At 48.6% G+C, this 25,624-nt stretch carries 25 protein-coding genes; 8 read left to right on the top strand and 17 right to left on the bottom strand.

Annotated elements, in window-relative coordinates:
* Positions 1-98 precede the first annotated feature (98 nt).
* Entirely contained in the window at positions 99-947 is an 849-nt protein-coding gene (locus TA_RS01335; protein ID WP_048162242.1) for a thiamine pyrophosphate-dependent enzyme, read from the bottom strand.
* Positions 948-952: 5 nt separating this feature from the next.
* A complete protein-coding gene (locus TA_RS01330) occupies positions 953-2,719 on the bottom strand; it encodes a 2-oxoacid:acceptor oxidoreductase subunit alpha (protein ID WP_241761868.1) in 1,767 nt (588 codons plus the stop codon).
* Between the two features lie 187 nt (positions 2,720-2,906).
* Between TA_RS01330 and TA_RS01325 the strand changes: the two genes are divergently transcribed.
* A complete protein-coding gene (locus TA_RS01325; protein WP_010900687.1) occupies positions 2,907-4,280 on the top strand; it encodes an aspartate ammonia-lyase in 1,374 nt (457 codons plus the stop codon).
* A 91-nt stretch (positions 4,281-4,371) separates the two neighbouring features.
* Here the strand turns inward: TA_RS01325 and TA_RS01320 are convergent, their stop codons facing one another.
* The gene (locus TA_RS01320) at positions 4,372-4,905 is read right to left on the bottom strand and encodes an Lrp/AsnC family transcriptional regulator (protein ID WP_010900686.1); all 534 of its coding nucleotides are present in this window, start codon (positions 4,903-4,905) and stop codon (positions 4,372-4,374) included.
* A gap of 358 nt (positions 4,906-5,263) precedes the next feature.
* On the opposite strand from TA_RS01320, the gene TA_RS01315 reads away from it, so the two are divergent.
* Positions 5,264-6,469 carry a tRNA (N(6)-L-threonylcarbamoyladenosine(37)-C(2))-methylthiotransferase gene (locus tag TA_RS01315; RefSeq protein ID WP_010900685.1) on the top strand — a complete coding sequence of 402 codons (1,206 nt, stop codon included), beginning with the start codon at positions 5,264-5,266 and terminating at the stop codon, positions 6,467-6,469.
* On the opposite strand, the gene dph2 is transcribed toward TA_RS01315, so the two are convergent.
* From dph2 to TA_RS01295, 4 genes are all read right to left on the bottom strand, one after another.
* Positions 6,443-7,492, bottom strand: a complete 1,050-nt coding sequence (dph2, locus tag TA_RS01310) for a diphthamide biosynthesis enzyme Dph2 (protein ID WP_010900684.1) — start codon at positions 7,490-7,492, stop codon at positions 6,443-6,445. The two genes, TA_RS01315 and dph2, sit on opposite strands and share 27 nt — an antisense overlap.
* A gap of 44 nt (positions 7,493-7,536) precedes the next feature.
* Positions 7,537-8,226: a hypothetical protein gene (locus TA_RS01305; RefSeq protein ID WP_010900683.1), complete on the bottom strand. Its 690-nt coding sequence runs from the start codon at positions 8,224-8,226 to the stop codon at positions 7,537-7,539.
* A gap of 56 nt (positions 8,227-8,282) precedes the next feature.
* Entirely contained in the window at positions 8,283-8,795 is a 513-nt protein-coding gene (locus TA_RS01300; RefSeq protein WP_010900682.1) for a hypothetical protein, read from the bottom strand.
* 61 nt (positions 8,796-8,856) lie between these two features.
* Positions 8,857-10,314 (bottom strand): sugar porter family MFS transporter, encoded by a 1,458-nt coding sequence (locus TA_RS01295; RefSeq protein WP_010900681.1) that lies wholly within the window; start codon positions 10,312-10,314, stop codon positions 8,857-8,859.
* Between the two features lie 272 nt (positions 10,315-10,586).
* Here TA_RS01295 and TA_RS01290 point away from each other — a divergent pair, with 272 nt between their 5' ends.
* Together TA_RS01290 and TA_RS01285 are read left to right on the top strand one after the other, a co-directional pair.
* Positions 10,587-11,354, top strand: coding sequence for an SDR family oxidoreductase (locus tag TA_RS01290; protein WP_010900680.1), 768 nt, complete (start codon positions 10,587-10,589; stop codon positions 11,352-11,354).
* 148 nt (positions 11,355-11,502) lie between these two features.
* A complete protein-coding gene (locus TA_RS01285; protein WP_010900679.1) occupies positions 11,503-12,471 on the top strand; it encodes a Gfo/Idh/MocA family protein in 969 nt (322 codons plus the stop codon).
* Here the strand turns inward: TA_RS01285 and menC are convergent.
* Positions 12,463-13,548 carry an o-succinylbenzoate synthase gene (gene menC / locus TA_RS01280; RefSeq protein ID WP_010900678.1) on the bottom strand — a complete coding sequence of 362 codons (1,086 nt, stop codon included), beginning with the start codon at positions 13,546-13,548 and terminating at the stop codon, positions 12,463-12,465. The two genes, TA_RS01285 and menC, sit on opposite strands and share 9 nt — an antisense overlap.
* A 146-nt stretch (positions 13,549-13,694) precedes the next feature.
* On the opposite strand from menC, the gene amrS reads away from it, so the two are divergent.
* On the top strand, positions 13,695-14,756 hold the full coding sequence (gene amrS / locus TA_RS01275; RefSeq protein ID WP_048161487.1) for an AmmeMemoRadiSam system radical SAM enzyme: 1,062 nt from the start codon (positions 13,695-13,697) through the stop codon (positions 14,754-14,756).
* On the opposite strand, the gene aroF is transcribed toward amrS, so the two are convergent.
* The 5 genes from aroF to TA_RS01250 form a co-directional block, all read right to left on the bottom strand.
* Positions 14,744-15,679 carry a 3-deoxy-7-phosphoheptulonate synthase gene (gene aroF / locus TA_RS01270; RefSeq protein ID WP_048161486.1) on the bottom strand — a complete coding sequence of 312 codons (936 nt, stop codon included), beginning with the start codon at positions 15,677-15,679 and terminating at the stop codon, positions 14,744-14,746. The two genes, amrS and aroF, sit on opposite strands and share 13 nt — an antisense overlap.
* Entirely contained in the window at positions 15,676-16,212 is a 537-nt protein-coding gene (locus tag TA_RS01265; protein ID WP_241761900.1) for a hypothetical protein, read from the bottom strand. Before TA_RS01265 ends, aroF begins: the two co-directional genes overlap by 4 nt.
* A gap of 50 nt (positions 16,213-16,262) precedes the next feature.
* Positions 16,263-16,796: a chorismate mutase gene (locus TA_RS01260; RefSeq protein WP_010900674.1), complete on the bottom strand. Its 534-nt coding sequence runs from the start codon at positions 16,794-16,796 to the stop codon at positions 16,263-16,265.
* 129 nt (positions 16,797-16,925) lie between these two features.
* On the bottom strand, positions 16,926-17,264 hold the full coding sequence (locus tag TA_RS01255) for a carboxymuconolactone decarboxylase family protein (protein ID WP_010900673.1): 339 nt from the start codon (positions 17,262-17,264) through the stop codon (positions 16,926-16,928).
* 79 nt (positions 17,265-17,343) lie between these two features.
* Entirely contained in the window at positions 17,344-17,580 is a 237-nt protein-coding gene (locus TA_RS01250; protein WP_010900672.1) for a MarR family transcriptional regulator, read from the bottom strand.
* 152 nt (positions 17,581-17,732) lie between these two features.
* Here TA_RS01250 and hutH point away from each other — a divergent pair, with 152 nt between their 5' ends.
* Positions 17,733-19,223 carry a histidine ammonia-lyase gene (gene hutH, locus TA_RS01245; protein ID WP_010900671.1) on the top strand — a complete coding sequence of 497 codons (1,491 nt, stop codon included), beginning with the start codon at positions 17,733-17,735 and terminating at the stop codon, positions 19,221-19,223.
* Between the two features lie 190 nt (positions 19,224-19,413).
* Here the strand turns inward: hutH and TA_RS01240 are convergent, their stop codons facing one another.
* Positions 19,414-19,758: a hypothetical protein gene (locus TA_RS01240; RefSeq protein ID WP_048161485.1), complete on the bottom strand. Its 345-nt coding sequence runs from the start codon at positions 19,756-19,758 to the stop codon at positions 19,414-19,416.
* 70 nt (positions 19,759-19,828) lie between these two features.
* Positions 19,829-21,235, bottom strand: a complete 1,407-nt coding sequence (locus TA_RS01235; RefSeq protein ID WP_010900669.1) for an APC family permease — start codon at positions 21,233-21,235, stop codon at positions 19,829-19,831.
* Between the two features lie 116 nt (positions 21,236-21,351).
* On the opposite strand from TA_RS01235, the gene hutU reads away from it, so the two are divergent.
* Together hutU and hutI are read left to right on the top strand one after the other, a co-directional pair.
* The gene (gene hutU / locus TA_RS01230; RefSeq protein WP_010900668.1) at positions 21,352-23,016 is read left to right on the top strand and encodes a urocanate hydratase; all 1,665 of its coding nucleotides are present in this window, start codon (positions 21,352-21,354) and stop codon (positions 23,014-23,016) included.
* A 2-nt stretch (positions 23,017-23,018) separates the two neighbouring features.
* Complete coding sequence (gene hutI, locus TA_RS01225) at positions 23,019-24,251, top strand: imidazolonepropionase (RefSeq protein WP_010900667.1); 1,233 nt, start codon at positions 23,019-23,021, stop codon at positions 24,249-24,251.
* Here the strand turns inward: hutI and TA_RS01220 are convergent.
* Positions 24,221-25,027, bottom strand: coding sequence for an MEMO1 family protein (locus tag TA_RS01220; RefSeq protein ID WP_010900666.1), 807 nt, complete (start codon positions 25,025-25,027; stop codon positions 24,221-24,223). The two genes, hutI and TA_RS01220, sit on opposite strands and share 31 nt — an antisense overlap.
* A complete protein-coding gene (locus TA_RS01215; RefSeq protein ID WP_241761867.1) occupies positions 25,024-25,623 on the bottom strand; it encodes a TIGR00296 family protein in 600 nt (199 codons plus the stop codon). Before TA_RS01215 ends, TA_RS01220 begins: the two co-directional genes overlap by 4 nt.
* Position 25,624 lies beyond the last annotated feature (1 nt).

Here is a 25,624-nt window from a genome sequence, read left to right as displayed (position 1 = left end):
ACCTACATTAAGTTCGACACGGTGACCCTCATGGTGGGAGGCTTGAGATTTTAACCTTTGCATATATACCTACATTAAGTATAAAAAGATAATTAATATTATGCGAATTCTTCTAGATCGTCTTCCGTAAGTTTATGAATGCCCTGCTCGACCAGCGGCCCTTCCTTGAGAACCTCATCGAGATCTTCGTATGTCGGCCTTTCGACCTCGTAGAAGACACCGATCGGTATGTGATCGCCCCACTCGAAGGCAAGCTTGTAAGCCTGGTCGAAGTTTGTTACATCGTTGTTCTCGAGGTGGTACACCCTTGGCCTGAAGTACTCATAGCTGTTTTCCTTGTTCCACGTGACGCATGGGCTTATGACGTCTATGAAGGAGAATCCCTTATGCTTTATCGCACGCACCGTTATATCCTTCAGATGCTTTATATCACCTGAGAAGGCCCTTGCCACAAAGGTTGCGCCTGCGTTGAGCGCAAAGGCTATCGGGTTGAATGGCGTCTCTATGTTTCCGTCTGGCGTCGTCTTCGTCTTTAGGCCTATTGGAGCCGTAGGAGATGCCTGGCCCGTTGTTAGGCCGAAGACCTGGTTATCCGATACCATGTACGTTATGTCCACGTTCCTTTTGGCTGTATGGTAGAAGTGCTGGGTACCCTCAAAGAATCCATCGCCATCGCCGCCATACGCTATCACGGTAAGCTTTGAATTTGCCCACTTCACACCTGCCGCAAACGGCACCAGCCTTCCGTGGAGGCCATGAAAACCGTATGTGTTCAGGAACTCAGGCATATTGGATGAGCATCCGATACCGGATGCGACCACAACGTCCTTCGGATCTATCTTCAGCTCGGCAAGAGCCATTGTTATTGCGGAAAGCTGAGCAAAATTTCCGCAACCAGGGCACCAGTCAGGTGGAACCCTCTTGTTCTTGTAATCGTTCATGTTCATCGTGATCACTCCCTTATTACCTCCTTCTTCTTTCCTATCCTTACCTCTATCTCCTCAGCAAGCGCATTTGGATAGAAAGCCTCACCGTCATACTTCGTAATGAGTTCAGGCTTTACAAGGAACTGGGCAGCTATGTACTTTGAAAGCTGGCCTGAATAATTGTTCTCCACGGCAAGTATCTTCTTCCTGTTCTTCAGCAGTGTGCCTATGTCTGGATTCAGCGGGAAAACGTTCTTTACCTCTATCGCGCCGATCTTTATTCCCTTAGCCCTGAGTATGTCTATGGCTTCCTCAACCGCGCCCTTCGTGCTGCCCCACTGGATTATGACGTATTCTGCATCCTGTATGCGGTACGTGGGGGTTGGCTTCATCTCCTCTATGTAAGTATCGAGCTTGCGCATCCTCTTCTGCATCATCTTGATTCTGTCCTGCGGGTTCGTTACAGCATCGCTCACGACGTCTCCGTATTCGTTGTGCTCGTCTGAATCCTCATTGTGCATGTTTCCGGGCTGCCCCGGTATCGCCCTCGGAGATATTCCGGTTTCTGTTATCAGATACCTCTTGTAATCCTGTTCGTTATCCTTGGCCCTGAGGCCGTGATCTATATTGAAGTTAAGATCGAAGCTGTCTATGGTGTCGTAATGCTCGGCAAGGTATAAATCGGACATGACAAATACAGGCGTCTGGTACTTCTCCGCTATGTTCATAGCCTCCCTTGTGAGGTAGAAGGCTTCCTCGATATCACCAGGTGCGAACACTATCCTTGGGAAATCGCCCTGCGATGCACCCAGCACCTGGTTCAGGTCTCCCTGCTCCGTCTTTGTCGGAAGGCCGGTTGACGGACCAGGCCTCTGTGCCTCGTATATAACAAGCGGTACCTCTGTCATGCCTGAAAGCCCAACCGCCTCTGTCATCAGTGCAAAACCTCCGCCAGATGATCCGGTCATCGCTCGTACACCGGCGTAGTTTGCGCCTATAACGGTATTTATTGCGGAGATCTCATCCTCAGGTATCTTAACGAAGACGCCGTACTTCTTCGCATGCTGCGCCAGGAAATGAAGGGCTGATGACGCTGGTGTCATAGGATAAGCGACATACATCTTCAGGCCGCCAGCCACAGCACCCAGGGCAACGGCCATCCCACCCGATATCATGTACTTCTTCTTTCCGAACTTGAACTTCTTGCCCAGAGGCTTGAAGTTGGCCAGATAATAATCGTAGCCCTCCTTGGCTGCCTTCACGTTCAGCTCGGCTATCTCACCCTTCTTTCCGAACTGGTCCCTTATCACATCGGCGAATATATTGAAATCTATTCCTGTTGCAGCTATGGCCGCTCCGAGTCCCACCGTATTCTTCAGGAGCGTGTTCTTGCTGTACTTTGCAGCTATGTCCGCCAGAGGCATCGGGCAGTAGTTGGTATCCCTCTTGGTGTAATTCTTTATCGAATTGTCGAATATCGCTATTCCATCCTTTCCGAGAGGAGAAGCACCGCCCTCATTTATATCCGGGTTCGTGTGCCTCTCCACGCCATCCTGGTTCAGCGCTATCAGTATGTCCAGGCCGTCCCCCTGGTTCTTTACCTTTACATCAGAAGCACGCACCTGATACCAGGATTCTCCACCCCTTATGATGTCCTGATAATAGTTGTAAGAGGTTGCGTAAAGCCCACTTCTTGCAAAAGTCCTAACCAGGATTTCACCGGCCGATTGCACACCGTCACCGGCAGCACCGGCTACTCTGATAATGACCTCATTTTGCCTCATGATTGTCATCTCTTGTTATGACCGGATGATATTAATATGTTTTTTCTCCAATCATAACTAATTGATATATGGTAAGAAATGCATGCAATTACCGTTCATTGCAGATATTTATCATGCGAGTGCCGGCATACGGGAACTGCACGATATCATTCGTGCGGCATAATCAAAAATTTATACACTCAAACGATAGTCACGCATGAGGACAGAAAGGGATGTTATCGGGGAGGTGCAGCTGCCCGACAATGTATTTTATGGCATAAACACGGCAAGGGCAAGGGAGAACTTCAGGATCACCGGGCTGACCGCTGATTCTGATCACATCGTATCAATTGCGCAGGTCAAGAAGGCTGCAGCGCTTGCAAATGCCGACGGAGGCGCACTGGATAAGGAGAAGGCAGATTACATTTCAAAGGCATGCGACGAGATAATCGGCGGGAAGTACCATGACCAGTTCGTGATAGACGTCTACCAGGCTGGCGCAGGAACATCCTACAACATGAACGCAAATGAGGTCATAGCCAACGTTGCGCTGACACTGATGGGCAAGAATAAGGGAGAGTACTCGGTGATACATCCAAACGACCACGTGAACATGAGCCAGTCTACGAACGATGTTTATCCGACGATGATGCGATTAACAGTCTCCAAGAAGATCAGGAAGCTCAAGGATGCACTCAACGAACTCATAGAGAGCTTAGAGGCAAAGAGCAGGGAATTCAGGGGGATCGCAAAGCCCGGGAGGACCCATCTCCAGGATGCTGCGCCTGTAACGCTTGGGCTTGAGTTCGGAGCCTACGCCTACGCCATGAAGAAGGACCGTGATGAGATAATAGATGCCTCGGACTACATAATGGAGCTGAACATAGGGGGGACAGCGGTTGGCACGGGGATAAACACTGCGAAGAACTATCAGGAAAACGTGGTGAAGCACATAAACGAGATAACGAAGGAGAACTTCAGGAAAAGCACGAATCTGCTCGGCATAATGCAGTTCATGACGGATTTCTCCAGGGTCATGAATGCGGTCACGAACCTCGCCCTGGATGTTGAGAAGATAGCAAACGACATAAGGCTGCTTTACTCCGGCCCTGGCGCAGGCATCCATGAGATAATAATTCCAGCTGTACAGCAGGGATCATCCATAATGCCGGGCAAGATAAACCCGTCCATCGCCGAGGCCATGAACATGATCTGCCACTCAGTCATAGGAGCGCAGCAGGCGGTTAATATGAGCGTTCAGGCAGGGCAGCTTGAGCTGAACGTGATGATGCCCAACATCGACTACGAGCTGACGAGATCCATAGACATAATGACAAACGGCCTGAAGATGTTCAAGCAGAAACTCATAGACGGCATCAAAGCTAACGTTCCTGTATGCAGAGAACACCTGGCGAACAGCTTCGGTTCAGCAGCGCTCCTTAACCCCTATCTCGGATACGATAACGTTGCAAAGATAGTGAGAGAGGCCGTTGAAACTGGGAAATCAATAAAAAGCCTAGTACTCGCAACCGGAAAACTGACAGAAGAGCAGTACATGAAGATAATGGACAGTGGGGTTCCAAAGGACTGAATTTGAACCCCACTTTTTAAAATAAGCCCTTCTAATTATCAATAACTGCCGAACAAAAATTTTAAACGTTTGTCATCAGATGTGCTGGCGGTCAAATTCCTATCCATGGGTTCTTCCTGTACGCCTTGGATATTATCATGGTCTCGAAGTTCTTTACGCCGCTCATCTTTGATATCTGGCTCTCGAAGTTTTCTATGGCTTCAAGGTTTAGGAACAGCGTTTCTGCGATCAGCTGGTTCTTGCCCCGCCTTCTGTACAGGCTCAGGACGTTTATATTGTCCGTTATTGAGTTTGCAACGTCATCCATCTTGTTCGGATCCACATCGATTATGATGTACGCCTTTATGCTGTTTTCAACTGCCTGTAGATCCACCAATGCTGAAAATCCTATTATTATCTTCTTCCTGACGAGCTCATTTATCCTCCTTCTGACAGTTGCCTCGCTCGTGTTCAGGGCCTTTGCAATTTCCGCATTGGATATCCTTGCATTGTATCTCAGAAAGCATATTATCTGCTTGTCAAGCTCGTCAACAGGCAGGAGTGATGGATCGATCCTCGACCAGCGGATGGCGACATCGCAGCTGTAGCCCTCCAGGTACTGATCTGATATGTCTTTCTTTTCCATATTCAGTTATTTGTTTTAAATATATAAATTCTGAGTTTAAGATTCAGTTATTTTATAACGGATAGCAGTTCCATTTTTTATAAAATGATTATTTTTAACCTATTGTATATACGATCAGAGCAAGTATTAAGCTTTTGCTATGGCAGATTTCGGCTTTTGACGTATGCCATCGATCGCAGGATCGTTATGATCATAAAGAAAGATTATCTTTCTGCAGGCTTCAACGATGGATTGGATCAGTTCCTAAAATAGACCGAGAGTGCGCGATGCGTTGGTTAACATGACATTGATCGCGGGGATAGGATTGTGAATTCGGATCATAATCCATGCTAATATACTAAAAAATAATGCACACCAAATGAAGATCTACTACGAGGGGTATGGGTGCACTCTCAACCAGGGCGAAACCGGCCTTTACGTTAACAAGCTGCTTTCGGAGGGATCGGTTCTGGTCAGCAGGCCAGATGAGGCCGACATCTCTATAATAGGCACATGCGCAGTCATACAGAAAACCGAGGATCACATGCTGAAGAGGATAGAGGAACTCAGCAGGCTTGGCCGCGTGAAGGTTATAGGCTGTCTTTCAGCCATAAAGGGCAGCGAAATATCCGGCGGGAATATAGAGGCCATCGACAGAAATGAATTCCAGCAGTTTCAGGAGTATCTCGAAGATACCTCGATCATCGATGCCGAGATCATGTCCGGTATACCCATAAACCAGGGATGCACCGGCAAATGCAATTTCTGCATATCGCATATAGCGCGGGGTAAACTCGTATCAAGAAGGCCGGAAAAGATAGTGAACCAGATCCGCATGATGGTTGCCGCAGGAAAGAGAGAGATCAGGATCAGTTCGCTTGACACGGCCGCCTATGGCAAGGACACCGGCTACAGGCTTCCATCCCTGATAAAGGATATTACGGCAGTTGATGGGGACTTCATGCTCCGTGTGGGCATGATGGAGCCGAGGAACACCATTGAGATACTGGACGATCTACTGGAGGCATACGATGATCCAAAGGTGTTCAAGTTCCTGCATATACCCGTGCAGAGCGGTGATGATCGCGTGCTCACGGCGATGAACCGCGAGTATACCGTGGATGAATTCATGCAGATAATCGAGTCCTTCCGGAAACGTTTCCCGGACATGACAATATCCACAGACGTCATAATAGGATACCATGCGGAGAATGATCGGAGCTTCGATCTCACATGCGATCTGATCAGAAAGGTGCAACCGGAGATAATCAATGTGACGAGGTTTTCACCGAGGGAACTCACACCGGACTTCGAGCACAGGCCAAGACCGACAAACGTGCTCAAGGATCAGGATAGAACGATGGCAGAGATTCACAGGAAAATAGTATCAGAAAGGTTCTCCGCGCTGGTCGGAAAGGTTGAGCGCATACTGATAACCGAGGATGGCAAGCCAGGAACGATGGTGGGCCGCGATGCCTCCTACAGGCCAGTCGTCATTCGCGCTCCAGCGGAGAAATACACCTGGCACTCCGCACGTATAATCGGCTATGAGAACACCTCACTGATCGGTGAACTCGTCGACTGAAACGATCTCGTCCAGAACGTACCTTTTCGATGACTTGAAAAACGCCATGGAAAATTCGGCCGGCGTGAGTACCGGTACGGTGAATCGATCCTGATCGTCTATGGGTACCCTCGGGCATCCTGTATAAACGGCCAGATCGCACCCCATATTCTGTATATCCTGATCGCTTATGTTATCGGTGTAGGCAAGAACCGCCTCCTTACCCAGATCCCTTGCGCGGTCCATCAGCATCCTGGCAAGCTTTTCACGCCGCTGTCCTATCCTTGTATCCACAAGGAAACATATCCTCTTCGCATCCATTGCCCGGTATATCTGGGCATATCGCTTTCTTATGAAGGTATCGGCTTCTTTCTCCATTGATCTGAGGGACATCTCGTTCAGATCCAGCAGAAAAACTGGCCTTTCCGTTGATATCTGTGATCCCAGTGCGTGAAATGATCCTGTAGATACTATGACAAATGCTTCAACCTCTGCTTCCACCGAGTGAACTGAGCTGAAATTGCACCCCAGCACCTGACCATCGTAGGTCATCCGCCTGTCCGATCTTCCGATAATGACCTCAAATCCCTTTGACTCCAGTATCCGTTTAACGCGATCCGCAACTGGCCTGTACTGTATAGAATATATAAGGCCTATTCTGCGATAATTTTTCAGGGCTTCCGTGTTTATATCTTCGACGTCCACTGTCCTGTAGTGCTCTATGAATATGACCGGGCGGGGATATTTCACATTTCGCATTATCGAATGCCCAACCTGCACTATCGCATCCACCCTATCATAAAGGTATGAAGGGCCTATGTCGCAGGCGCCGTAAACAGGAGATGACGAGAGAATCACATCGTATCTCTGCGACAGATACGTGAAGTAGTCGAAGGCGTAGGGCTTCAGACCATCGGGCAGCTGCAGCAGTATCTTCCTGGCACCGATTTCCCTGAGACGCCTGTCCGCTTCCTCCACATCCCTGTGTACGAAATCCTTAACTTCAAGATTCATGGCCAATATTGCACCTGTTACGGTTCGCATTATGCTCCGGTATTTTATCCCTTCGTATATTCAAAAGACCCGGATCAGTAAAGAAACATCGGAAGTCCTATGAGGACAGAGAAAATGGCTGCCAGGTTGATTGGAACCAGAAACGGCATCCTGTAAGACATCCTGGCATCATCTCCAGATCCTGTGATCCTGTACTTGTAGCTGTTCTTCGAATATTCTTCCTCATCGTAACGCAGGTGAAGGCCTTCGAACTTCAGGCCTTTTCTCAGAGCTGAGACGTAGAATGCGAGTATCATAAGGATCGAGAACACAGATATGTACACAAGAAAGCTCATTGCAAATACTGATCCGCTGAAGAATGGCCTGCTGATGTACTGGAATGCCAGGAGGTACGAAGTCTCCGCCTTCACGTCTCCAATACCGAATAACGTTTCCCTGAAGCCAAGCAACGTGAAGAGTATCGCTATCATGACGCCGACGCTCAGATTGCCTGTGATGATCGCAATGAGGAATGACAGTGCCGGAAGCACAAGATAAACATAGCTATCGGTTCGTATGAATGTAGAGACGGCCAATAAAACCGTAAGGATCGACATGTAGAATTCGTGGAAGAACACGTAGAATAATGCGGCCATTATGAACATGGGCAGGAATGTGAAGGAATTCACCGATCTCCTCTTAATGTCGGATACGGACGAATATACCGCCGTGGCCGCGAATAGGCCAAACGCAACCGCCAAAAATAGCGTATCCTGATGCAGCATCTGCTGTATTTGAGATCCTGAAATTTATTAAATTTTTTCACGGTTCATTTCTTGAATCAAATTTGCGGTTCTTCTGGAATTTTTTTCTTTTTAAGTATGAGGCCTATTATTGCCACAATTATTCCCACTATTATGAGCACTATCCCTATCAGCGTGACAACGGAAAGATAGGAGTAGCTCAGTGGAATGTAGCTGTAAGCAATCGCAGGTGCAGTGCTGTTCAGGGCTATGATGTAGTATGAACCGGCAGTGGTCAGATCGTATGCCCACACATGCTCCGACGACACGGACGTTGTGGTCAGAGGACTTATGGCCCTGGAGGCAGCGTTGCTCGCATTCAGGCCCGTCATGTTAGCGGATGATATCAGATATATCGAGGAAAAGGTGCTGTCAACCGTGAGCAGGGAAGGCGAGGATATGTTGATCTCATGTCCAAAAATACCGGGATTTATCTCGGTCAGCGCCGTACCAGTCACCGTATAATGGGTGACAAGGTAATCGCCACCGGCAAACATGGCTATACCCAGGACAAATATGATCGCTCCTATTATCACAATATTCTTACGCATACTTATTGGAAAAAAGAATTCTCTTATTAAAAGCTTTTCAATAAAAAAGTTTGAAATTAATTCATTTCGGGTCTGCTGGAACGCTCTCCTTCTTCATGGATATAGAGGCATGCTTCATCTGCCCGAGGCTGTTGTTTTCAAAAAGCGTGTCTATCTGCTCGACGGACAGCCCTTTCGTCTCCGGCATTATATAGTAGAAGAGTATCAGCGCTATCAGCGAGAGGACGCCGAAAACAAACTCCACATTCTTTATCGTTATGGCGGAGTCCATGACAGGGAAAAGCTCTATTATTGCGAAGTTGGCTATCCAGTCTATGAACGCACCAAGGGAAGCATACAGCCCCCTCATGCTGGTCGGGAAGTATTCTCCCTGTATCATCCAGCCGGTGCCGCCAACACCGAAGGCAAAGAATATTATGAAGCCAGCGAAGGCTATGAACAGGCCTATGTCTAACTTGAGGTACAGCAGTATTCCACCAAGTATTCCGAAGAATGTCATGCCAGCGTATCCCATCAGCGCCAGTTTTCTCCTTCCGACGGAGTCTATGTAGCGGAAGCCTATATACGTTGCAGCCACGTTTATGATCGCCAGTATTGCGGATGCGGCGATTGAATAGTATATACTGTAAACGAGCGATGTCGATTTTCCAACTATGTGAAGGTTCTCCAGCACAACCGGGCCGTAGTAAAACGGTATGTTAATTCCGGTGATCTGCTGGAAAACAAAGAACAGGCCCACGATGAGGAGAGCACGCTTTACGCCAGGAGTGATCTTGTGGGGCTGTGATAGCTTTACAGATTTCAGATCTTCCTCGCTCATGTTGAGGCCGAGCCTCTTCAGGGAAGCGGATGCTTCCTTGTATTTTCCATTAACGAGGAGCCACCTAGGCGATTCTGGCATCATGAACCTGAAGGCGAGACCTATGATAGCTGGTATGGCGGCAACGCCCAGCATTATCCTCCAACCAACTGCATAAGCCAAGCCGGGTGCGAAGAACAGGGTTGCCATTCCGATTAGGTAAGCTGCCAGAATGCCGATGGTGATCATCCACTGCTGCAGAATGCCGAGGCTTCCTCTCCTGGCCTTTGGAGCATATTCCGCTATATAAGCTGTCGCTATGCCGGAGTCTGCGCCGACAGCAATCCCTATTAGCGTCCTGGAAAGCAGCAGCATGACCAGATCCACGGTGAATGCTGAGAGCAATGCACCGGCTGCGTAAATAGCCGCATCGGCTATGAGCAGGTACTTTCTCCCGTACCTGTCCGTTAGTCCCGCAGCTATTATCGCGCCTACAGCGGCACCAAGCGAGGCCCCAGCAACCAAGTAGCCCTCAACAAAACCACTTATACCTGGGTATATTCTTTCAAGCAATGGCAGTGCAGAGCCTATGTTAGAGGTATCGTATCCGAATAGAAAACCACCTATCGTGGCCAGAATGGTCAGCAACCAGTAAAACCTGGTTACCCTGCTCATGTCTAGCCTTTCGATGAGATCGGAATATCTGACTCCATTTTCCATACGATATAATCCCGCATTATACTTAATATTTTTTCCATATGATGTTTTTTGATCAGTAAAATATATATTTATTTTGATATCAATATAATTAGCTATTTTATTGGATATAGAAAATGCTAAAAATTGAAGCTAAAATTAATATAATTGAACGGCACTGGTCTTTAGGATTTCAGCAATCAAGTATATTATTAAGTGATAACAGACCAAAATAAGCTACATTTATATTATGACTATTTGGATAACATTTTTCAAAGATCGTTCAATGGAGAGGCATGAGCGGAAAACTTGAGGGAAAGATAGCACTTATAACCGGTGCAAGTAAGGGCCTGGGCCGCGCTATAGCTGAGAAATTCGCTGACGAAGGCGCCAAGGTTGCCATAAACTACAACAGCGATGAGAAGGGCGCACTCGAGGTGAAAAGGCGAACTGGTGGAGAGATCTTCCAGGCCGATGTGTCCAACAGGGATCAGATCCGCAGGATGGCAAACGAGATACACAGCAAACTCGGAAAGATAGACATTCTTGTGAACAATTCCGGAATATGGTACCTCATGCCCTTCGACCAGTACGATGAATCTAAGGTTAGAAGAATGATCGATGTGAACCTCATGGGCGCTATATACACCACTCTGGAATTCCTCCCTGACCTCAAGGAGAAGAGAGGAGTTATCATAAACATGGCTTCAAATGCCGGGATCGGAACGGCAGCCAGGAATACGACCTTCTACTCGATAACAAAGGCCGGTATCATAATGCTCACGAAGAGGCTCGCATTTGACCTGTCCGAATACGGAATAAGGGTCAACGCAATAGCACCGGGATGGATTGAAACGGATCTGACAATTGGCGGAAAGAGCGAGGAAGAGATAAAGCGGCTGGAAGACGACTTCAGATCCAGGACGACGCTGAAGATGATAGGCAAACCGGAGTACATCGGAAATGCCGCTGTGTTCCTCGCGTCCAAGGACTCGGAATACATGAACGGTCAGGTCATGGTGATAGACGGCGGGAGGATAGACAACCTTACCCACAGCATATAAATTTTATATTTTTATGATATTAAATATCTAATATAATGCTGATGTCAATATTGACGAACTGAATTCTAAAGCAGTAAATTTAAATGCCTTTTAAATAAAATATGGATAATCAAAAAGTTTAAGTGTAATACGGCAATTTTATAGGAGTATGGATATAGTGCTGGTGGGATGCAAAGGTTTTGGCAAGGAGCATCTGCGGATCTATTCAAAGCTTGGTTACGATGTTTCCATAGTTGAGAGGGACAGCAATGAAGCAAAGAGATGCTCTGAACTCTTCAGGGTATACAAGGTATATGACAATTATGAGGATGCTCTGAGATCCGGATCCAATATTGTGGATCTCGTTGTTCCTGATGGCCTTCACTATGAGATGGGATCTCTTGCACTCAAGTCGAAGAAACACCTTCTGGTTGAAAAGCCGATAACACCGGACATAGATTCCGGAATAAGCCTGATACAGCAGGCGGAGGAATCGAAGTTAAAGTTAATGGTAGCGGAGCAGTTCTACTTCGACCCCTCGGTGAATGAAGCGATAAGGCGCATAAACAACGGTGAAATAGGCAAACCACACACGGTCATAGTAAGGCACCAATCCTTCAGGGAGCTGAAGGGCTGGCGAAACGAGAAGAGCATGATGGGCAGGGGAATACTCATAGATGAGGGAACGCATTATATAGATACCCTGCTCAATTTTGGCGGAAGATACCGATCTCTGAGGTCATTCGTCCACAGGACCTGGGATTTTCTGGGCGAAGATACCGCAGAGGCCGTATTCAACTTCGAAAATGGCATGCACGGCCTCTTCTTCTACTCATGGAATTACCCTGAATACCCCCTTCTGCCCGAATTCGAGATCATAGGGGATGCCGGGAGCATTTACGAGGACATCGGCACAAAGCCGACCGAACCGTGGGACCAGCGGAAGCGCAAGACAGCCTATGGGGACATAATAGTCAATGGAAAGCACATTCCGGTGGAACCCTACGATGTCATCGAAAGGGAGATATCTGGATTCCTGAATGCCGTTGAAAAAGACGAACCTGTTCCGATGCCACCGGACCTGGCACTCAGGGACATAATAACGATAGACAGGATATACAAGGCATCATCAGACTGAGATGGTGCCCGCATCCACCAGGTAGCGTAGAAGCGATTCCTCGTCTATCCTGACACCGATGCCCGGGTCGTGGTACGGCTCGATGATACCATTCTTCATCCTGAACGGATTTTTCACGATATCACGGCTGAAATACTTCTCATTTGGAGATGTGTCGCCCGGATAGTCAACCAGATCCAGCGATGCAAATGCGATGTTGAAGGCCCGGCCTATGCCCGTCTCCAGCATGCCGCCCACCCAGACGTGCCCCCCATTTTCCCTGGCGATTTCCGCTACCTTCAGCGATTCCGTGAAGCCACCTATGCGACCTGGCTTTATATTTATGACGTCTGCAGCACCTATATCGAACGCCTTTCTGGCCTTGTCTGCCGAGGTTATGGATTCATCCAGGCAGACCGGCGTCGATATCTCCTTCTTCAGCCTGGAATGGTATATCAGATCATCACCCGGAAAAGGCTGTTCTATGTACTCCAGGTCGTATCTGTCCAGATCCTTGAGCCTTGGCATGTCCGATGGCGTGTAATCTCCATTTGCATCCACGCTGAGCGGTATATCCGGGAATGCGTCCCTGACCTCCCTCACCAGGCCTTCTCTGCCCCTGGCTATCTTTATCTTTATCCTCTTGTAACCCATGGATACGGCCTTCTCTATCTGTTCCAGCATCTCCTCTATCTTGGCCATGCCGATGGAGATGCCCACGTTGGCATATCCCCTGCTTTTACCTATGTACCTGTACAGCGGCTGATCATTCACCTTGCTGTGGTAGTCCCACAGGAGCATCTCCAGAGCCGCCTTTGCCATGTTGTGCCCCTTTATTCCCCTGGCCCTCTCCATGAATACGGAAGGATCCGGCAGATCCGATATGTATTTCGCAGCAAAATCTCCGATTATGTGCATTGCAGTTGCATTATCCTCATAGCCGTAATCCGGTATTGGAGATGTGACAGCCTCGGAGTAGGCCTCAATGCCGTCATGAACCAACCTGAACAGCAGCGCCTCCCTGTAATTTTCAGTACCAAAACTGGTTGTGAAGGGCCTGAGGAACGGTATCCTGACCCTGTAGAAATTTATCTGCATGAGAGTCGAATAATGAGCCAGTTATTTAAACATTCTTCGCTTCATGTTTTCGCCCTGATCTTTTAGGCATTGACCAACGAAAAAATGCGATTGCAAGAAATTCGAAACAGCTAAATGCCTGCATTTGATTGATTGCATGGTATGGAATGGCATTGGATCAGGCTGTGGTTAACCGGCCGGTAAAGGCAAAGCTTTACAGTAAAATCGTTGATTCGGTGGAATGTACAGCGTGCAGCAGGTACTGCAGGCTGAAACCTGGCAAAACGGGATTCTGCGGTGTAAGAAAGAACATAGATGGTGATCTGTACCTGCTTGTTTACGGCCTGCCAGCAGCCATCAACGTTGATCCGATAGAAAAGAAGCCTGTGCTGCACATGTATCCTGGGGCTAGAATATTCTCACTCAGCACCGTTGGCTGCAGCTTCGCATGCCAGTACTGCCAGAACTATGATATAAGCCAGAGAAGGACCATAACTGGATACCATTACGATCCGGAGGAGATAGTTGAAGAGGCGCTGAGCATGGGTTGCCAGGGAATCGCCTACACCTACAATGAACCCAGCATATTCATGGAGTACGCGCATGATATTGGAGTTATCGCGAGAAGGCACGGGCTTATCAACATCTTCGTTACCAATGGCTTCGAGACCCCGGAGGCAATAGACTACGCAAGGGATTTCCTGGATGCTGCAACAGTGGATTTCAAGGGGAATGCGAGCGATGAGTTCTACAGGAAGTACATATCCGTTCCGTCAGCTCGCCCGATATTCGAAACGCTTGCCAACCTGAAATCAGCGGGCATACACGTTGAGGTAACGGATCTGGTTGTGCCAGAAGTTGGCGATCGGCTGGAAGATGCACGCACCATGTTAGAAAGGATTATGGATATACTTGGTGAGTACGTGCCAATAAGTTTTCTCAGGTTCCATCCGGATTACCGCATGATGGATCTCCCCGATACGCCAGTGGAAACGCTCAGAAAGCACCATGACCTTGCGGTCTCCATGGGATTCAAATACGTATACATCGGAAACGTTCCGGGCTATGGCGAGAATACCTACTGTCCGAACTGCGGAAACCTGCTCATAGAGCGCTTCGTCTTCTCATCAAAGGTCATCGGGCTTGACAGAAATGGGAGGTGCAAAAAATGTGGTTACGATCCGCAAATCCCCCTTATGAAGGAAAAAAGGGCAGATTATATTTCATGAGACAGCAGATCTTTTAGGGCTCTTGCCTTTTCTATGATCCTCTTCAGATCAACAGGCCTTATTTGCTGTTCTGAATCAGATAGCGCGTTGTCTGGGTCATTGTGCACCTCTATTTCGAGCATGTCTGCACCGGCCGCAACCGATGCAAGGGCCATCGATTCCACGAAATCGCGCCTTCCAGAAGCATGGCTGGGATCGGCGCATATGGGTAGATGCGTTTCGGATTTTGCGTATATTATGCTCCCAACGTTCATCGTGAAGCGTGTTGAGTTCTCTATGCCACGCACGCCCCTGTAGCACAGCACAACATTTCCGTTCCCTCCAGACAATATGTATTCTGCGGTTTCCAGCCATTCCCTGGCCGTGTTGCCCATGCCGTTCTTCAGCAGAACAGGCTTCTTCTGCTTTCCCAGAAAGCGAAGGAGATCAAAGTTCTGCGCGTTTCTTGAACCGACCTGCAGCATGTCCACCCTGTCGAAGTACCTGTAATACTCCGGATTCATTATCTCCGTGACTATGGGCAGGCCGGTTTCTTCCCTCGCCTCCACGAGATATTCTATGCCCTTCTCCGCCAGGCCCTGGAAAGAATACGGTGATGTCCTCGGCTTGAACGCACCGCCACGTATCATATCTGCACCGGCGGCCTTTACCGATCTGGCAATATCAAGTATCATGGCCTCATTCTCCACCGAGCATGGCCCGGCTGCAACCACGAGGCCCTCGCCTATGCGCAGTCCTGAAACATCCACCACGCTCTTTTCACGGAATTTCTTGGAATAGAGCCGTTCTCCGCTCTCTCCGCCTTCCTGCGATATGAAGACGTAGTTATCGTACAGTTTTATCATACGGTATTCTGATCCGGTTTTTTCAAGATCCTCCTGGATCATCTTCCTATCGTTATCATCCCTTGCTATGACTATCATGGTATCACGCTCATGACATCGTTGATCATATCCCTGGCCATGCCAGAGAATGGATTCAACCTTATGGTATCCATAACTACCTCCGGATTCTCTCCCTCAACTATCGAAGCCAGACTCCTTGCCATATCGAAGGAACGGGTATGGTACCCCGCTTCGATCCTTCTGGCGATCATTGACATCAGGTACGGTATTACCATATCGCTGACCATCATCCGATCGTGTTCTTCAGCTGACATGCTGACAAGATCGTATCCCCTGAACATCTCCTCTATTATCTCTTTATATTTTACGTTTGATATGTCTGTGACGAATATGATCGTCCTGTGCAATCCGTCGTTGTAGCTTGAAGGCCCGAATAATGGATGTATGCTGACTATGCTCCCAGAATACTTCCTGAATACTGATTTTACGGATGATAGCTCCACGTATGTACGGTCTCTCCGTTCTATGTATTCCATTGCTGCCTTTATGGGAACTGAGAGAAACGCCAGATCTGCGCCATCATCGATCTGAACGCCATTCCCTGTAAGTATGGACGAGAGAACCCTTCCCAGGCGCCCTTCCTTTCCTATTATGGCTGCCCTCAGAATATCACCCTTATGGAATTGCAGCGGTTCTTTACCCTGATCAGGTCCGGGAATATCGTCATCCTGTTTTCTTCCATCTTTACGGGAAAGCCTGATCCGATGTCCACAGTATCCTCACATGCGCCAGATGACGGAACAGTATGGCCGCCACTGATGGAACAGCCACTGACGAAGCTGTCCGGTATCTTCGATCCATGTATCTCTATGCCCGGCCTGCAGAGGAAAAGGCCGAGAACGAGGAAAAGGTCATCGCGGTTTCCCGATATCTCCACAGGGCGATCCATAAGCGGCGAACCAGTCTGCTCCACGATCGTGGCCTCGAATATGAGGTTGATCAGCGGATTCTCACTGATCAGCGCCCTTCTCACAGCCGCCTCCCTCTCCGGATCCCTTATCTGCATTCCGTTCGCGTTCTTGATGGCCGCGATCTGCCTTGCTAGGGCCATGCGTTCGTTCATCAGAAGAACAAGCTTTCTGGTATTTTCAAGAACCCTGGCCCTCAAATCCTCAAGGTCTATAAAGTGAACCACCAGACTTCATAGTGCGTGAATATGTCTATCATTCTTAAATTTTCCCATAATATTTAGAAAAATAGAAAAATAAATGAAATAAATAAGCTATAAATCGATGGCAAAATATACGGCTATCGATTCCTGTTTTCACTTCTTCTTCAGCTGATCGATCGTATCGGCCATGATCTTGACGTTCATCAGTGCAGGCGTACCGGCCATTATGGCTGCTATGTAAGAGGCTTCAATCATCTCATCTTCACTGCAGCCTGCTTCCAGGCATTTGGCAGTATGATAGGGTATGCACCACTCACACTGCAGCGCCAAAGACAGGGAAAGGGCAATGAGCTCCTTTGTCTTCACATCCAGCGATCCCTTTCCGAGTGTCGATTCCATGAACGAAAGGAACCTGTCGGTCAGTTCAGGCTTCACTCTCTTGCTCAACCTGAAAACATCGTTTATCTCCCCCAGTTTTTCCGAAGCATCCATGATCAATTATAACCTAGTAATACTTCAAATTTGATAAATGTGCAGGATATGCGTGTATGAAAAATATTATATCATGCCTCTAGTGTTCACCGGATATCTTTATGCAGTAGTATCTTCTGCGTGTGTCCGATAGACATATCTGAATATCGATCAGGTTGGCATCCCTGAGGACCTTGACGGCATACATCACAGATCGCCGTGAAAGCCCGGTGGATTCCATTATGTGAGCTACATCGGATATCTTCTCGTTCTTCAGATACGAAAATACCAGCCTGACGGATAGAGGAAACTCTCTTATGTCCACTGTAGGATACACATATCCTCACCGCCGCCGGATATAAAAAATTTATGATAGATGCATTGTGAAATACTGCAAAACAGGCTGCACAATGCAACATTCTGCCGCTCACCTGTTAAAAAAATTAGAATGCAGCAAAAAAACATATCGTCCGTTTTACTTTCAACTGTATGATAGAGATAGATGGCAGATCACTGAGGGTTGAGGACGTCTACGCCGTTGCGGTGGAATACGATCGGGTAAGTATCAGCGATGATACCCTCAAGGCGGTTGAAGAGAAACACGAGGCCTTTCTAAAACTGATAAATTCTGGCAAAACTGTTTATGGCGTCAACACAGGCTTCGGAAGCCTTCTCAACGTCCATATCGAGAGGGATCAGGAGATCGAACTTCAGAAGAATCTCATCAGGAGCCATTCATCCGGGGTGGGGGATTACCTTGAAAATAGATACGTGAGAGCCATAATGGCGGTGCGGTTGAACAGCCTTGCCGCCGGTTATTCCGCGGTATCGGCTGATCTCCTGAACATGATGGTCGAGATGCTCAACAGGGATGTGATCCCAGCCGTTCCAAAATATGGTTCTGTCGGTGCAAGCGGTGATCTGGCACCTCTGGCACACATAGGCCTGGCGATGATGGGTGAGGGCAAGGCGTTCTTTGAAGGGCGCCTTATGGATTCGGCCAGAGCACTGGAAAAGGCAGGCCTCAAGCCGTACCAGTTCAAGGAAAAGGAGGGTGTGGCCCTGATAAACGGCACCTCGTTCATGTCAGGCATACTCAGCATAGCAGTGATGGATGCGCACGATATTCTTGAAAATGCCATAAGATCCGCGCTCCTCTCATTCGAGGCCCTAGGCGGAACTTCAAAGGCCTTCACCCCGTGGATTCTGGGGGCAAGGCCTCATCTTGGTCAGGTGGCAATAGGTAACCGGTTCAGGGAATACCTCACGGGAAGCGATATAGTTAAGAGAGCAGACAGCGTGAAGGTTCAGGATGCCTATACGCTCAGATGCATACCGCAGGTATACGGATCGGTTGCGGATGTGATCGACTATGTTGAGAACGTCCTCTCCGTAGAGATAAATTCCGCAACAGACAATCCCCTGTTCAACGGCGAGGAGGTTGTTTCTGGCGGTAACTTCCATGGCGAGCCGGTGGCGCTGGCGGCTGACTTTCTGGCGATAGCGCTGACAGACCTGGGCAATATGGTGGAGAGGCGCATAGCCCGGCTCGTGGACACGAACCTCAGCGGTCTGCCCCCCTTCCTGACGCCGGACAGCGGCCTCAATTCGGGTTACATGATACCACAGTATACGGCAGCAGCATTGTGCAACAGGAATAAGGTGCTGGCATATCCTTCATCTGCGGACACAATACCGACATCAGCTAACCAGGAGGATCACGTGAGCATGGGTGCTACTGGATCGCTCAAGCTGCTGGAGATCATCGACAACGTCCGATACATTATAGCGATAGAGTACCTACTTGGATCACAGGCGCTGGAGTTTACGGATAAAGGGATGTCCCCCTCCACCAGAAAGATCTACGAGAAGATAAGGGAGAAAGTGGAAAAGCTGGATCACGACAGACCGCCTTCCTTCGATATAGAGACAATAAGAAAGATGATGGACAAGAAAGAATTCATATCGGCCCTTCCATGATCTGCTATCCGGCTGGAACCCCGGATTCTATCTGCCTGATAGTCATATCATCCTGTGCAGGCAGACAACCGGAGGCGGATCGGCCGCCGCAATGGCATGAATTCAAAGTTCTGCCATTGTGGAATTCCGCTTATCCAAAAATAGAAATCTTTAACGCCTGTTTCAGGCCTATGAATCCGCTACAAAAATTTTAGAAGGTTAAGAATTCATAGTCCTTCTCGGCAAGATCCTTTATGATCGGCCCGACCATGTCAACTTTAAGATTCTGTAGCTTCTGAAGATCAGTAGTTATGTTGAAATTGTTGGCCACTACCTGGCATGCCACGGGTTTTTCACCTAGTGATGCAAAATCATCGAGCATCTTCAGCACATCCTTGTCGCCTTCGGCAACAAGCTTCTCAACTGGACCAAAAAGTATCAGCGTCACGTCATTGAACAGCTTGTTCTTCTTGGCCACATTGGCAAATGTAAGAGCTGTCAGCACCTTTTCCTTCTCGTTTTTACCGGACGAGACTATCACAGCTATGTTCTTCATGATTAAATCAATTATAAATTGATATTTAATCTTATTGAGATCACGGTTTATAAAATTAGTTCTCAAGGGATCATGTCTCCTCCACAGCAAATTTTCCTATTTCACTTATCTTTTCTGGCTTCATGCTGCCGTATGCGAATCCGAAGATCGTGGCGAAGAGGACGTAGGCAAGCCCTATAATAACCGCTGCTGTTATTGGATTGCCTTCTGTGATCGATGTCATGGCAGAATAATATATTATTACAGAGCCTGCCACTATCGAAAGCGCAGGCAGAACTATATGAGAGAGGGCATTCAGCTTCAACCTCATCTTACGTACATATATCGGTAGAGATGCATTCACAAGAAGATGGGTGAACAGCAGGGCGAATATGTTTATTGAAAAGAGTACCAAAGCACCCTCAAATGGACCATAAACGAGGGATGGCACGATCGCTATTATTATGCCGCCTATCTCCAGCAGGAGCACCGAAATGTAAGGAGAGTGATGTGTTGGATGCATCTTCGTAACGCTCTCAGGGAGGACACCGTCTCTCCCCAGAGAGTATATGACGCGTGAAACGGAGGACATTAGGGAGACATTGGAACTCAAATAGCTGTTGACGGTCAGCACGATGAGTATGATCCCGGCCGCTATGCCCCCATACCTCTCAAATATTATGACGCCGGGATCAGGGAATGATGAGAATGATGACATATTCGGCACCCCGAAGCCAACCGTCAAGGCGTATGCTGGCAGCAGGAGTGCAGCAAGAAGAACTAACATCGAAATCCAAATAGATCTGCGTATCGTTCTTATTGATCCCCTGGTTTCCTCGGCCAGTGTTATGACCGTACCGGATCCTGCAAAGAGCGGTATTGAGAATATCATTGCAAAGAATAGAAGGGAGAAATCTCCATTAATGGGCTTCAATGTGAAAACGCTGAACGTGTTTGCAGGGCCCGCACGGATGGCAATGATCAGGCTCATTATTATGAGAAAGCCTATTTCAATGGATGCACTTATCATGGAATAATTTAAGGAAGGCCTCAGCCCTCTGTAACCAAGATAGAATGTGAAAAATGCAACAACCGCCACGAACGCTATCCATATATACGGAATGTGTTCGAGTGATGGCGATACATAATAGAGGAATGTGGCAAATCCCAGAAGGCCAAAAGCGGCAAGTGAGAAGAACTGGAACATCACATACCAGAGTGCTGTTATGAAACCAGCCCTGTTACCCATTGACTTCGCAACATAACCGTAGTAACCTGAGGCACTTCCCGTGTATTTTGAAAACTGATAGTTTGCGTTCAGAAACAGGAAGTAAACTGCCCATGCAAAGAGCACAGCGAGCGGTGTGCTGCCAGCAGCGAAGCCTGCCGTGATCACCAGGAGTATGGCAACGTCGGCTGCAGGCGCAACATAAGAAACACCCTGAAATATTGCCTGAGCCAGCCCTATCTGATTCGGTTTCAGACCCTGAGACTGCATGGCATATCATGAAATTAAATATATTTAAATTTCACTATATGTCTGTATTACTCTTATCAATATATAAATTACAAATAATTTGCAAAGAAATAAATAAAGACATACAATTTATATCTATGGAATCAAAGGTAAGGGAGATACATGCCCCGCGGGGCAAAACGCTCAATACGAAGGGATGGGGACAGGAGGCTGCGCTCAGGCTTCTGATGAACAACCTGGACCCCATGGTTGCCAAGGACCCTGCTAACCTTATAGTGTATGGAGGAAAGGGCAAGGCGGCAAGGAACTGGGAAGCCTTCGATAAGATAGTGCAGGAGCTCAAGAGGCTTGAAAATGATGAGACCCTACTCATACAGTCAGGCAAGCCCGTGGGGGTGTTCAAGACAACAAAGGATGCCCCGAGGGTGCTCATAGTCAATGCACAGATCGTACCGCACTGGGCCACGGATGACGTTTTCTGGGACCTCGAGGCCCGCGGCCTTACCATGTTCGGCCAGATGACCGCAGGATCGTGGATCTACATAGGAACCCAGGGTGTGCTGCAGGGCACCTATGAAACGCTCTCAGCCCTGGCGAGGAAGGAATTCGGGAAGGATGATCTCTCTGGAAAATGGGTTCTGACATCTGGCCTGGGCGAGATGGGCGGAGCACAGCCCCTGGCAATAACCATGAACAATGCCTCTGGCATAGTTGTCGAGGTTGACGAGGAGAAGATCAAGAGAAGGCTTCGGGATAAGTACCTGGATACATGGACGGAGAGCCTTGATGAAGCGCTGAAGATGAAGGATGAGAGCCTCGCCGAGGGTAAGCCAACATCCATAGGCCTGCTCGGAAATGCCGCCACCGTTTACGACGAACTGATGAGGCGCGGCATAGTGCCTGATGTGGTTTCGGATCAGACGGCAGCGCACGACCTTAATCTAGGCTACATACCGGAGGGGTATACCGTGGAAAGCGCTGCAAAGTTCAGGGATGAGAACAGGGAGGAGTACATAAAGAGGGTCTACGCGTCAATAGTCAAGGAGGCCAGGGCAATACTCTGGTTCCAGAGGCATGGGTCGAAGACGTTTGACTACGGCAACAACTTCAGAACAAGGGCGCAGGAAGGCGGAATGAAGGATGCCTTCGAAATACCGGGATATGTGCCGGCCTACATACGCGATCTGTTCGCAGTAGGTTCAGGCCCATTCAGATGGGTTGCCCTGTCCGGAGATCCGCAGGATATCTACAGGATCGATGATGCCATAATAAAGAACTTCCAGAAGGATCAGCACCTTGTGAGATGGATAAAGCTTGCAAAGGAACGCGTGCATTTCCAGGGCCTTCCAGCAAGGATATGCTATGCCAGCTACGGCGAAAGGGAAGAGATAGGACTGATGATAAACGATATGGTAAGATCTGGAGATCTGCAGGCTCCAGTCGCCATCGGCAGGGATCATCACGACACCGGATCGGTTGCCTCGCCGTACAGGGAGACAGAGAAGATGAAGGACGGAAGTGATGCCATAGCAGACTGGCCCATACTCAACGCGCTTCTGAATGCAATCTCCGGAGCGACATGGGTATCGGTTCACCATGGCGGCGGTACCGCCATAGGAAATGCAATACACGCCGGATTCGTTATAGTTGCTGATGGAACGAAAGATGCAGAGGAAAGGATAAAACGTGTCCTCAACGCGGATCCAGGCATAGGCGTGATCAGGCATGCCGATGCTGGCTATGAATCATCGATCGACATAATAAAGAAGGGCCCGAAGTTCAGGTATCCGTACATCAACTGATCATGAGGGCGCTTACCAACCTTTCCCAGATAGCCACTGGGGAAGGCAGGTCATTTCTCTCCGGTGAGAGGCAGGCGGACGTGAAGGTGTATGAGAACCACTCAATACTCATACACGGCGGAAGGATCGCGGAGATAACGAGAGCCGTCCCTCCAGGCGTGGAAGAGATCGACTGCGGTGGCGGGGTTGCGGTGCCTGGATTCGTGGACCCGCATACGCACATAGCCTTTGCCGGTAACAGGGTCCAGGAGTTCTACATGCGGATCAGGGGCACCAGCTACCTTGACATACTCAGGTCTGGAAATGGCATATACAGGACGATAAGGGATACTGTGAATGCTGATGAAAACCGAATTTTTAAGGAAACGATCTCAAGGGTATGGTCTGCGGTGAGGAGGGGAACGACCACAATGGAGATGAAGACCGGCTACGGACTCGATCAGAGGGGAGAGGAGAAGATACTCTCCGCCATTGAAGTTATAAAGAACACAGGCCCCATAAGCGTTGTTCCCACTTACCTTGCCCATGTGGTTCCACAGGATGTGCAGGAGAATGCCTACGTTGAAGGGATCTTAGAAACTGTGAAAAGGAACAGACAGAGAATATCTTATGCGGACATATTCTGCGATGCAGGGGCATTCAGCCCGGAAGCATCCAGGCGTTTTCTTGAGGCGGCAATTGCAATGGGTATTCCGGCCAGAATTCACACCAACGAGATAGAGAACGTTGGTTGCGTGAAGAAAACAAGGGGCCTGCCCATAGTATCGTACGATCACATGATACACTTCGATGACGCCGATCTCGACATCGTTAAGGAAAATGGATCATCCGTAACGCTTTTGCCCATAACCGTTTTCGCGCTGAACGAGGCTTACCCTGACGCAAGAAGGATAATAGATCGTGGCATCCCGGTTTCGATAGCTACGGACATATCACCGCTCAACATGAACGATGACATGATATTCGCCATGCACCTCGCCGTGAGGAACAACCACATGAACGCTGAAGAAGTGCTGAATGCCGCGACGATCAATCCCGCTGCTTCCCTGGGCCTCGCCGAAAAAAAGGGAACCATTGAAAGTGGGAAGGATGCGGATCTTGTCGTTCTATCTGCCAGAAGCTACGATGAGATCCCGTATCTTTACGGCCTGGACATAGTATCTATGACCATATCCAGAGGAAATATCCTTTACAGCAGAGGCGATCACGGTATCACAGATACTAGCGAAGCGTAGCCCACGACCTCCGAGTAATCACCGGTGACGTCGCCGGAATTGGAATGATTCAGGAATATCATCCTTCCACCTCTTTTCTTGGTATAGTACATGAGCGCTGCTATGGCACCGTAACCGCAAGCGGTGACGTTCTCCTTTTCGAGGACGGAATAGAATTTATCCAGATCAAGCGTAAGTATGGCTGATATCAGATCCATGTCCTTCTTCTCAACACGCTTGGCATCCTCGTAATGCGTGAAATCTGAACTTGCTATGAAGATGAACGGATCTTCTATCTTCATTATCGCTTCGCCTATGTCCCTTGCAACATCGATCTCCTGATCGCCGAGTATCACGGGCACGAACCTGAATCCATCGCCGAACAGGTACTGGAGGAATGGTATCTGAACCTCCACGGAATGCTCCATCAGATGGGATTCCTCGTCCTTTACGATGTAGTTGGAGTCCCTGTAAAGGGCTTCTGCCATGCGATCGTTTATCAACGCATCGCCAAGCGGTGTGGACCATTCGCCCTCGGGATAGAGTGATGCATACGGAGTCAGGGGCCTGTGATTGGGCCCTATAATTACGAAGTCCCTGACGGCAGATTTTTCAATCGCACGGTACGAGTACATGGCCGTGCGGCCAGAATATATTATCCCGGCATGCGGCACCACAGCCCCTATGATGGTTCCGGACACGTGCTGTTCCGGTATAGCGAACGACGATAGCAGGGAGTAGAGCTCGTCCTTCCTTTCGGGATAGAAGTAACCTGCCACGGCAGGTTTCCTCTTCATCGTTTTTCCACCACCCCTTCAGGATCCTTTTCACCGAACACCGTTGCCTGGAACTTGCTTATCTTCACCTTCTTGTATTTCCAGCATCCCTCCCACAGGCCTGCTTTCTCGCACAGAGCTTCGAGGAATTCCTCAGGATTCATCCTGTATTCCGTGGCTACCTGTGGCAGCAGGAGGCCACTGGCACCATTGTAAACCGCTATCAGTCCGTCCCTTCCTATGTGCACCGCCTTTGGCCTGTCCTCCGGGTTGACGGTTATCTCCACCGGCTGCGTCAGTATAGAAACTTCGAATGTAACATGCGAGATCTCGTCGATCTTCATCGGTTCGAAACGCGGGTCCTCGGTGGCAGCGTAGATGCTGCTCCTTATTATTCCCTCACCAAGCGGATAGTATGGCTCCGGAAAGCCTATACACCCTCTGAGCGTATTTCCGGGATAGGTGTTGATGGTTGTGAATACTCCATGCTTCTCCTGAAATATTGGATCTGCTGGAGGATCCGGAAGCTTCTCATTCCTGAGATATGAAGAGGCGGCTGCCCTAGCCAGTCTGACCGCCTTCGTACCGATATCGAGGCTTATATCAACTTCAGCCATT

Source organism: Thermoplasma acidophilum DSM 1728, assembly GCF_000195915.1.
Lineage (GTDB): Archaea > Thermoplasmatota > Thermoplasmata > Thermoplasmatales > Thermoplasmataceae > Thermoplasma > Thermoplasma acidophilum.
The sequence above is the reverse complement of the archived record's forward strand: the minus strand, read 5'-3'. Positions and strand labels throughout refer to the sequence as shown.